The sequence below is a fragment of the Niastella populi genome (genome assembly GCF_002078015.1).
Classification (GTDB): Bacteria; Bacteroidota; Bacteroidia; order Chitinophagales; family Chitinophagaceae; genus Niastella; species Niastella populi.
The window spans coordinates 1-10,547 of sequence record NZ_LWBP01000001.1 but is presented as its reverse complement, the minus strand read 5'-3'; the positions used below and the strand labels follow the sequence as shown (position 1 = coordinate 10,547).

Genomic DNA, 10,547 nt, shown 5'->3' with positions numbered 1-10,547 from the left:
GTTTGTAAATTATAAACCCTTGTTCTATGACGCATACTATAAACAAATCCGGGCTGCCGGTATCTTCCCTGGAACGGGCAGCCGGCAATCAACAGCCGGTGGTGAGCTCCACAGCTTCAACCAATATAAAAAGGCTGTCGATCATTATCCCGGCTTTCAACGAGGAAAAGACCATTACCCGTATTCTCGAGCGCATCAATGCGGTGAAACTCATACGGGATATTGAAAAAGAGGTGATCATTGTAAATGACTGCAGTACCGACAATACAGAAGCAGTTATTAAAGCGTATATCGCCAATACAAAAAACGGCACGCGCAATTACTTTACATACATCAGGCACGAAATAAACCAGGGAAAGGGCGCCGCTATTCATACGGGCATTGCCAACGCAACTGGTGAATACCTGTTGGTGCAGGATGCCGACCTCGAATACGACCCGGGCGAGTACAACACCCTGCTGAAACCAGTTCTGCTGGTGGCAGCAGACGTAGTATATGGCTCCCGGTTTATGGGCGGTCATCCCCACCGCATCCTTTTCTTCTGGCATTCTATCGGCAACAGGTTCCTCACCCATATTTCGAACATGTTCAGTAACCTGAACCTGACCGATATGAACACCTGTTATAAGCTATTCCGGTCAGATATCTTAAAAAGAATTCCTTTGGTTGAAAAACGCTTTGGGTTCGATCCCGAGGTAACCGTTAAAGTGGCGAAGATCCCGCATATAAAAATTTATGAAGTAGGCATTTCTTATTATGGAAGAACTTTTGCCGAAGGAAAAAAGATCGGCTGGCGCGATGGCTTCCGCTCTATTTACTGCACATTAAGATACAGCCTGTTTAACACCACAGCATCAAAAAAAATTAACACTCAACACGCATAGTCATGCTATTTCAACAAACCATCACCACCCGGCCATTTACACCATGGCTATGGCAGGATAAAGAAAACAAACGATTACTCTGGTTTTCAGCAGCTATAATGGTGCTCTCCTTTGCCTGGCTGAAGTTCGGGTATCCGTACCCTAACTTTATGCCGCCGGATAGCTACAGCTACCTCGATGCGGCGGATAAAAATGACTTCATTAACCAGTGGCCCATAGGGTATTCCAAATTTTTACGGCTCGTCAGTGTATTCAGCCGGTCGCACCTGTTCCTGGTTATAGTTCAGTACCTGCTGTTAATGACCAGCGTATTGTATTTACTATTTACCATTCGTTACCTGTTTGCACCGGGCAAATGGCTGTTCCGCATCATACTGACCCTAAGTGCTGCCAACCCCCTGCTGCCCCATATTGCCAATTTTGTCGGCAGTGACAGCCTGTTTGCTGCGCTTAGCCTGGTTTGGTTTACCCAATTGCTATGGATCATTGCTCAGCCCGGTTTACGTCTGCTGTTGTTTCATGCCCTTATTTTGTTGCTGGCTTTTACCGTACGGTTCAGCGCCCTCTGGTACCCGTTTATAAGCATAGCGCTTATTTTGCTGGTAAATTATATTCCCAAAAGAACAAAATGGCTGGGCATCGGTGCCATCGCCCTCTTACTGCTCACCTTTATCGGCAGCACCCAGCATGAATACCACAAAAGAACCGGCACTACGCAATACTCCGCCTTTGGCGGCTGGCAAATGGCAGCCAATGCATTGTATGCCTATGCGCATGCCCGGCCCATTGCCCGCGACGATGTGCCCGGGCCGTTCCAGGACCTGCACAGCGTGGTGAACCAACATATGGATTCCCTGCGTAAACTGGAGGTGTGGCCCTATGCTAAGATCGGCGTTTATTATTTGTGGAATTTAAAATCTCCATTGATAACGTATGCGAAACAACAGCGCGACAAAGACAGCGTCAAAAAAAAGTACTTCATAGTTTGGGCTCAAATGGCGCCGCTGTATGGCGACTATGGCCGCTGGTTGATCAAAGAACACCCGGCGTTATTTCTGAAACATTTTGCCGGGCCCAACCTCGTATTATACTATAAACCACCGCCGAATTTTATGGGCATGTATAACCTTGGGCAGGGTGAAGTAGACTCCGCCGCCGTAAACTGGTTTAACTGGAAAAACAATCGATTGCCCAACCGGTTCAATGACCCGTCTATTCATTTAATGGATTTTTTTCCAACCGTGTTAGCCATTGTGAACCCCCTGTTTTTAGCGGGCATGCTGTTGTTTTTCTGTTTTTCGGGACTGAAACAATGCAGCAAAACCAGCAAACACCTGCTTACCTGTATGCTGTTGGTGTGGATCGGCAACTGCGTTTTCACGGTGTTATCGGCGCCTACCGAGCTACGGTACCAGATCTTTCCGGTGGTGATCACCCTGCCCTTCTGCATTTTATTTATGTCATGGGTAGTACGCTCATTTCAAGCTGAGCCAACGCCATCGTTGGCATAAAAACAATACTACCTATGGCTTTTAACATTAATACGCCTTATCATGAACGACATACAATTTTCGCGGGAAGATGTTCAGCTCTTCCATGCCATAAGGGGAAAAGTGGAAAAGGAATTTAAGGAAAAGCTGCCCTATACTTCCCTGGTAAGAACTTTCTGTGTGAACGACCACGAGCTGCGGCATGGATTCGTTCATTTTTTCGGACAGACCATCCGCGATTACCAGGAGGAGTTAAGGATGCAGTACGCCTGCGAGCTGATGCAGGCAAACCCCGGTATGAGCATGCAGGAAGTGGCCTTTGAAGCAGGTTATAACGAACGAAGCACTTTTTACCGGGCTTTTTCCCGGCTGCGCCGCATGACACCCGGTGAATGGAAACGACGCAATATTAAATCAAAGTAAAACATAATCATAATGAAAACAATTACAGCCGGCAGTATGCCAAAACGAAACCTTGTCTCCCACCTGTTGTTTGTACGGTGGCTGAAAAAAAGCACCCTGATCGAGATCATTTCCATCTTGTACATGAGCATGTTCCTGTACACCGCATTTAGTAAGTGGAGCGATTACACCCTCACCCGGGAGCAAATGGCGCTGATGCCGGCGCTGGAACCGGTGGCGCATATTGTAGTGTGGCTATTGCCGGCAACCGAAATTGTTCTTACCCTGCTCATATTTATTCATCAGACAAGAAAAATCGGGTTGTATGCGTCCACCGTACTGATGATCCTGTTTACGATCTATATTATTTACATGATGCTCTTTTACCCCCACCTGCCCTGTTCCTGTGGTGGCTTTATAAGTGAATTAAGCTGGGGCGGTCACCTGGTATTCAATGGCGCCTTTATCCTGTTGGGCATTTTGGCTATCAAAATGCTTAACAAAAGCAATGCAATAACACAATAAAAAACATCAATCATATGCGTTTACAATTAGTTGCCTTATTGATAATGGCTGCAGCCTGGCTGGGTTGCCAGGAGGAAAAACCACAACAGGTTAAAACAGGACAGGAAGGAAAACCGCTGCCCTCGTTTGCCATCCAGTTACTGGACAGTACCAGTTATATTCATTCCGACGATCTGTCTGCCAACAAAAACCTGGTCTTATTTTACTTCAAGCCCACCTGCCCTTACTGCCGGGCGCAAATGCGGGATATGCTCAATAACATGGAGAAATTTAAGGATAAAGAATTGTGTATATTAACCAATGAAGACCTGAAAGGAGCCAAAGATTTTGCCCGGTATTTCAAATTAAACAGGTATAAGAATGTAATTGTAGGCAGAGATACGGGAAGTGTTGTTTTAAAAACATACCGGGTAATAGCCGTGCCGCTTACCGCTTATTATGATAACAACAAACAGCTAAAAACCTTTTATGCCGGCAGAATGGGGCCGGGTTCGTTTTTGCAATAAATGTCACAATATTGGAAAAAGGGTTTCCCGATCAACAAATTGTTTCTTTCTTCCCCTTTTTTAGATCACATACGTTCTTCAATGAATTAAAGTTTCCGTATGAAACAATGTTGTTCTATTCTTGTATTTATCATTTTGAGCGTTGCAGGGTTTTCTCAAAGCAATAGCCGGTCAACCAGTGTACAAAACTTCAACCCGGGCGATCGCTTACATCTTGAGCAATTCCTTTGGGGGTATGCTAAGAATAATTCCGGGAAAAGTGAAAAGTCGTTGATCGATTTTAATGCCATTGAAAACTGGCGGGGATTAGGTGAATATTTAGCCTTTAGCGACGATGGTAAATATTTTGCCTATACCATCAATAAACCAACTGGTACCCAGTATTGGTTCCGCAGGCTGGATAGTTTGGTGATACAATCAATACATAATGGTTGGCGGTGGGCATTCGCCGGCCCCAATCCAGGTTTTTTTACGGCCAAAGGTGATCAGTATATTTTTAAAAATGGCGGGTCGCTGTGTTTTATGCCATTGGGTAAATCACAACCCAGGCATGTAAATGATGTGGTGTCTTATAAGGGTTCCCAGCAAGGTAAAGATCAATGGCTGGCTTATCAATTAAAAAACGGGGATCCGAATCTCATTTTACATAACCTGGTAACAGGAAAAGAAACACCATTCAGCGGCGTAACAGATTACCAATTCAGCAACACCGGTGAATGGCTGGTTTGTAAACGGGCAAACGACCTATTGCTGTATAACCTGGTAACAGGTACTGAAAAGTTAATTCCATTTGTTGCAGAGCATGTATTTGCCGGTAATGGTAAGGCGGTACTGTTAAAAGCAACCGAAAACACCGCTAACGGCAGTATTACCACGTTAAAATACCAGGGTGCTCCTTACTGGCAGGAAAAGACCATCTGGTCAACAGATCAGAAAAAAACCGGCATAGGCAGCTATAGTTTAGATAATTCAGGCCGGCAGGTTGTTTTTAGCGTTTTGGATAGTACGGACATCAGTATCTGGCATTATACCGCAGGTATGGATAAGGCGGTGGTGAAAATCACCAAAGCAACCCCGGGCATTGGGGAAGGACAGGTATTGAGTGGTGACGTATCCTTTACAGACAATGGCCGCTACATCACCTTTGCTTTGCAATCTCCTCCCAATAGCCGAAAACCTGATCCTGAAATGGCGCAGGTAGAGATATCGGACCACAAAGATCTTTACTTACAGTCTGCCCAGGCCAAATTGTCAAATCAGCCTAAAAAATATACCGCTTTATTTAACCTTGAAAATGGTAAGGCATGGCCATTGGAAAGCAATGGCAAAAGGTTGAACTTACTGCAGGGAGATTTTGCGGTTTTAAATAAGAACCCCAGAAGAGAACATGGAGATCGCTTTTGGGAAGTTAGCAATGAAATGGACCTGGATAGTAATTGGCTGGTCTCTCTAAAGGATGGAAACAGTCGGTTACTTCCCACCAAAGCAGCAGGCGGTCATTTTTGGTTTTCGCCAGGTGGCAGGTACCTGGTTTATTTTGATGCAGACAAAGGGTGCCATTATTTTAGCTACGATCTGCATACCGGTGTAGTAAGAGATATTTCAGAAAATATACCGCATAATCAGCTTGGAATAACAGATCCGTATTCCGGCCATAAACCATCATCGGGCAGTATGGCTGCCTGGCTGGAAAATGATGCAGGTCTGTTGGTGTATGATAATTACGACATCTGGAAGCTCGATCTTACCGGTAAGGAACCGGGCGTTAATATTACCAATGGCTTTGGCCGTTCGAACAATACGATCTTTAAATTACCCGAAGCCAATATTTACAGCACTGATATTCCTGTTATAAAAGCTGGTGCACTGAAAGTCTTACGGGCTTTTAATACTCAAAATAAACAGAGTGGATTTTACCGGAAGGCCGACCTGAGTGCGGGCGCCCCGAAACTTTTATATATGGGTGACTATTTTATGAATAAAATTCCGGGATGTTATGACCCCAATGTATCAAAAGACGGGGTGGCGCCAGTAAAGGCAAAAAATCGTGAAACCTGGCTCGTTCAACGACAATCCGGTACCGATGCTCCCAATTATTATGAAACAAACGACTTCAAAAACTTTAAAAGATTAACCAACTTTCAACCGCAGCAAGATTTCAGGTGGCTCTCGGAAGAACTGCATTCCTTTAACCATTTGGATGGCCGCCAGGGACAGGGCATTTTATATAAACCCGACAATTTTGATTCAACAAAGAAATACCCGGTGTTGATAGCATTGTATGGTTCGTTTTCGAACAACCTGCACCAGTTTCATGCGCCCGCTTATATTGACCAGGCCATGCAGCCCGGGAAATCACCCACCTGGCTGGTGAACAATGGCTACCTGGTGTTTACACCTGATATTTATACAACCCCGCTTAAATATGGTCCATCGGCCTACAACGTAATGGAAGGCGCCGCGCAATATCTAAAACAATTACCTTATGTGGACGGCGATAAACTGGGCTGCGCATCGCATAGTTATTCGGCTAAACTGGGCGCTTATATATTTACCCATTCCACCTCATTCAGCGCTACGGCCATCAGTGAGGGTTATATATACGCCAATGTGATCAATATGGCATTGTCTAACAGCAATGGCGTGAATCAACTGGAAAGCGTTGAAAACGGGCAGGAATATGGCAATTTGTATGAGAATAAAGAAGCATGGATAGACCACACAACGGTGCTGCAGGCCGATAAAGCAACAAGTCCCCTGCTGCTTTTTTGCAATAAGGAAAGTACACCCGAATACCAGGACCAAACCGTGCAATTATTTACCGCTTTGCGTAGACTGGAAAAGAATGTATGGTGGCTAAAATATGATAATGGTGACCATACCTTACACGATCTGAAAGAGCTCAGGGATTATACCATTCGCTATACCCAGTTTTTTGATCACTATTTAAAGAAAGCGCCTGCCCCCTTATGGATGACACAGGGACTACCGCTTACGGTAAAAGGTATAGAAAGCCGGTACGAACTGGCCCCGACAGGTAGTTGTGGAAAAGTCTGTACTATTTGTAAAAAGTGGAATGAGCAGTACAAAAAACATCCGGAAATGTTTAACCAACCTATTCAGGACTGGCGCCTTGAATAGCGTTTCACAGAAATTCCAGAATTGCGACATCATCTACAACCCATATAACTACATTACACATTGATGCGGGGTACTAATTGTGTAGCTCCACCCTGGGGCGAAAGGATAAGCTGTTGTCATGCTAAACGCTAAAAAGTGGCTACATAGCTGTTTATTTGTTTGTCTCACCCTTTCCTCTTATACCTTATATGCTCAAACGGAAGTTGTTGCTATAAAAGGAAAGGTAGGCGACTCTGTTGCCCGTGCTGTTTTGCCCGAAGCCAGCCTTTCTTTATTACGGCTGCCCGATTCAATGATCATCAGAAGATCATTGAGCGGTAAAAACGGCTTTATATTTAACCACCTGAAACCCGGCCAATACCAGTTGTACGTTTCGAACATTGGCTACCGGGATACCATGCTCTCAATTACGCTTACAACAGCTGACACGGTGTTTAACACCGGCGCCATATGGTTACAACCCGCCGTTCATTCTTTGGTGGAGGTAGTGGTAAAAGCCATCATTCCGCCGGTGATCACAAAAAACGATACCGTCATCTATAACGTGTCCGCTTTTAAAACAAGACCCAATGCCACCGTGGAAGAGTTACTTAAAAAATTACCGGGCATTCAGGTAGATAAGGACGGCAACATAACCATGCAGGGAGAAAAAATACAAAAAGTGTTCGTCGATGGAAAGGTGTTTTTTTTGAACGACCCAAAGCTGGCTACCCAAAACCTGCTGGCTGATATGGTTGACAAAGTAGAAGCCTTTAACGAGAAAAGCGAAAGAGCAAAACTGACAGGCATCCCCGACCAGGATCCTGGTAAAGTGATCAATTTGCGGCTAAAGCCCGATAAGAAAAAAGGCCTGTTTGGGCATGGGGAAGGCGGGCTGGCCAGCCAGAACAGGTATGGCGTAAAGGCAAACGCCAATTATTTTAAAGGCAATACGTACCTGAGCGGTGTAGGCCATAGCAGTAATGGCGGTAACCTCCAGGGCAGTGGCGGCACCCTGAACAACAGGGTGAATGAGGGCTCGCTTGACTACCGGAGTAATTTTGGTGAAAAGTTAGTGATTACGGCCGGCTACCGGCGCGGCGGCAATAATTCGGGCAATACCGTTTATAATCAGCGCCAAACCTTTTTGCAGGACTCGTCTTTATTGCAGGACAAAGAAACATCCAGATTTGACAAACAACAGCACCATACATTTACCGCCAAAGTGCAGTATACTATTGATTCAGTTAACAGCATCAGAAGCGATGTCTCCTTCAATATGTTAAATAATGAAAATGGCAACAATGATTACACTGCCGGCCAGATAATACGATCAAATACGATTTATGCGGTCAACGATGCCTTCACTAATAATAACCGCTCTGGCGCCCGGTGGAATGGAGCGATCGGCATTCAATACGATCACCGGTTTAAAAAAGCGGGCCGGTATGTTGGTATCAGCCTGCATAAAGGAAATTCCCAATCGAAAGGCCGCACGGCCCTGCAATCATTGACACGTTTTTATAGTGAGCATGGGTTCACAACAGACAGCCTGGCAAGGGACCAGCTATCCTTTCAAAACGGTAACGGCCATGATTATAGTGTGGGTATTACCTATACGGAGCCGTTGGCAAGGGGCCAGATCCTTGACTTCTCTTATAGCCTGGGTAACGGCGCCAGCAAAGCCAAACAGGAAGCCTTTAATTATAACGGGGTAACCGGCAAATATGATGAACCGGACAGTGTTGCCAGCAATAGTTTTGAAAGCGGCAATAGCAGCCAACAGATAGCACTAGGCTATAATTATTTCCGCAAAAAACTACAGTGGCAGGCGGGGATCTCGCTTGCCCGCAACACCCAGTTGAATAAGGACAAAAGCGGCCGGCAAACGGACGTCCATCAATCGATCACAAACATCTTTCCCCGCGCCTCGCTGCTCTACAGCATCAGTAAACAAAAAAACCTGCAGGTGAGTTACAATGGCCGCAACCGGCCGCCCTCCATACAGGAATTACAACCGATACCTGATTATACAAATCCTTTACTGATCAGGCTGGGCAACCCTGCGCTGAAGCAGGAGTTTACCAATGAAATAAGCCTGCGGTACAAAGATTTTAATGCAGCAAAGAACCGCAGCCTTTTTGGACAATTACAGTTTAACAATACGGCTCACAAAATAGTGAATGCTACCCGTATCAATAGCCAGGGAGCCCAGGAACAGCAGTCCGTGAACCTGGAAGGCAACTATACTATCGGCGCCAATATAGAGTACGGCATCTCATTTGGCAAAGGGCCCAATAAAGGGAACGTTGGGTTCAACACCAGTGCACGGTATGATAATGCGGTGAACCTGGTGAATGCAGAAAAGAATATACGAAAAACGTATACGTGGCGGCAAACGGTGCGGGCAGAATACTATATAAATGAAAAATTCGGCGCCACCGCATCGGCCCGGTTTAATGGAGACTGGTCAAACTATTCAGTTGATGCCCGTAAGACCACCACGTTGTTCTGGCATAACTATAACGCATCTTTGTATTACGAACTGCCCTGGCATTTGAGTATCTCTTCCGACATCAACATTGCCATCAACGAGGCACAACAGAACCTGGCCGGCACACAGGCAGCCGTATGTAACGCCTCCATTATAAAAAGATTGTTTAAAAACCAGAACGGAGAGATCAAACTATCTGCATTCGATATCCTCAACAAAAGCAACAGCTTTTCCCAGTTTACCGGCGATAACTATATTGAAACAGCAAAGACCGAAGTACTCAAAAGGGTCTTTGTGCTATCGTTCAGGTATAATTTCAGAATAAACAAATTGTAATGCCACTCCCGGAGTAACATAAGCCTTATCTGTAACACCGCCATACAAAAACACACATCCCACCTAACGGCTTATCACAGTTACTACCTTTAAATAATTCCAAAAACGCGACAGAATTTATTGGTCGTAAAGCTAAATTGCATATAGTAAGGCTGGCGAGAAAACCATTTTTTAAATCAAAATCATTAATATGAAAAAGTTAAGAATGATTGTAGCTTCTGTAATTGTATTGGCCATTGTTGGCAGTGCATTTGCCTTTAAAGCAAAAGCTGGCCGCTTTTGCATTTTAACCACAACAGCTCCTGGCAACAATTGTACAACTTATACACAATGCAATAAGAAGATAACAACAAGTCTATTAAGCCCGCAATGGAAGTATGCACCATGTTGGGATCAGGATCAAGCTACATGTACTGCTCCTAACAATGGGCTTTGTACAGCTACTTTTAGATTAGCAGACGATTAAGAAATTACATTGGGCATAAATTACTAATTATTGCAAAACTTCATCTCCTAAAACCGATGAAATGAGTTAGAAACCAATCTCGGAAATTCATGCCTGTAGTACATTTCAACTAAACACAATTTAAAGAGTTATTGACTTCAATAATTCCAAAAATGCGACAGATTTAATTTGACGTAAAACTAAATTGCATACAACCGCGGAGGAAAAACGAGATAACATACGGGCTTTTTTAAAATAAAATCTTTAATATGAAAAAGTTAAAAATTATAGTAGCAGCTGTAATTGTATTGGCTATTGTTGGCAGTGCATTTGCATTTAAAGCAA

General features: G+C 44.5%; 8 protein-coding genes. All 8 read left to right on the top strand.

The annotated features are described in order from the left end of the window. The first annotated feature begins 26 nt into the window (after positions 1–26). The 8 genes from A4R26_RS00040 (at position 27) to A4R26_RS00005 (ending at position 10,223) form a co-directional block, all read left to right on the top strand. Positions 27–884 carry a glycosyltransferase family 2 protein gene (locus A4R26_RS00040; protein ID WP_081158371.1) on the top strand — a complete coding sequence of 286 codons (858 nt, stop codon included), beginning with the start codon at positions 27–29 and terminating at the stop codon, positions 882–884. Positions 885–886: 2 nt separating this feature from the next. Continuing rightward, on the top strand, positions 887–2,395 hold the full coding sequence (locus tag A4R26_RS00035; protein WP_081158369.1) for a hypothetical protein: 1,509 nt from the start codon (positions 887–889) through the stop codon (positions 2,393–2,395). 42 nt (positions 2,396–2,437) lie between these two features. Further along, a complete protein-coding gene (locus tag A4R26_RS00030) occupies positions 2,438–2,797 on the top strand; it encodes a helix-turn-helix domain-containing protein (RefSeq protein ID WP_081158367.1) in 360 nt (119 codons plus the stop codon). Between the two features lie 12 nt (positions 2,798–2,809). Then, positions 2,810–3,301, top strand: coding sequence for a MauE/DoxX family redox-associated membrane protein (locus A4R26_RS00025; protein ID WP_081158365.1), 492 nt, complete (start codon positions 2,810–2,812; stop codon positions 3,299–3,301). Between the two features lie 14 nt (positions 3,302–3,315). Further along, the gene (locus A4R26_RS00020) at positions 3,316–3,807 is read left to right on the top strand and encodes a TlpA family protein disulfide reductase (protein WP_081158363.1); all 492 of its coding nucleotides are present in this window, start codon (positions 3,316–3,318) and stop codon (positions 3,805–3,807) included. 99 nt (positions 3,808–3,906) lie between these two features. Then, positions 3,907–6,948: a S9 family peptidase gene (locus A4R26_RS00015; RefSeq protein ID WP_107685779.1), complete on the top strand. Its 3,042-nt coding sequence runs from the start codon at positions 3,907–3,909 to the stop codon at positions 6,946–6,948. Between the two features lie 118 nt (positions 6,949–7,066). Beyond that, positions 7,067–9,757, top strand: coding sequence for a TonB-dependent receptor (locus A4R26_RS00010; protein WP_081158357.1), 2,691 nt, complete (start codon positions 7,067–7,069; stop codon positions 9,755–9,757). Between the two features lie 190 nt (positions 9,758–9,947). After that, positions 9,948–10,223, top strand: a complete 276-nt coding sequence (locus A4R26_RS00005) for a hypothetical protein (protein ID WP_081158354.1) — start codon at positions 9,948–9,950, stop codon at positions 10,221–10,223. Positions 10,224–10,547 lie beyond the last annotated feature (324 nt).

Bases quoted from the DNA above. Each gene is read 5' to 3' on its own strand.
- A4R26_RS00040 (WP_081158371.1), top strand. From the start codon at position 27: ATGACGCATACTATAAACAAATCCGGGCTGCCGGTATCTTCCCTGGAA.
- A4R26_RS00035 (WP_081158369.1), top strand. From the start codon at position 887: ATGCTATTTCAACAAACCATCACCACCCGGCCATTTACACCATGGCTA.
- A4R26_RS00030 (WP_081158367.1), top strand. From the start codon at position 2,438: ATGAACGACATACAATTTTCGCGGGAAGATGTTCAGCTCTTCCATGCC.
- A4R26_RS00025 (WP_081158365.1), top strand. From the start codon at position 2,810: ATGAAAACAATTACAGCCGGCAGTATGCCAAAACGAAACCTTGTCTCC.
- A4R26_RS00020 (WP_081158363.1), top strand. From the start codon at position 3,316: ATGCGTTTACAATTAGTTGCCTTATTGATAATGGCTGCAGCCTGGCTG.
- A4R26_RS00015 (WP_107685779.1), top strand. From the start codon at position 3,907: ATGAAACAATGTTGTTCTATTCTTGTATTTATCATTTTGAGCGTTGCA.
- A4R26_RS00010 (WP_081158357.1), top strand. From the start codon at position 7,067: ATGCTAAACGCTAAAAAGTGGCTACATAGCTGTTTATTTGTTTGTCTC.
- A4R26_RS00005 (WP_081158354.1), top strand. From the start codon at position 9,948: ATGAAAAAGTTAAGAATGATTGTAGCTTCTGTAATTGTATTGGCCATT.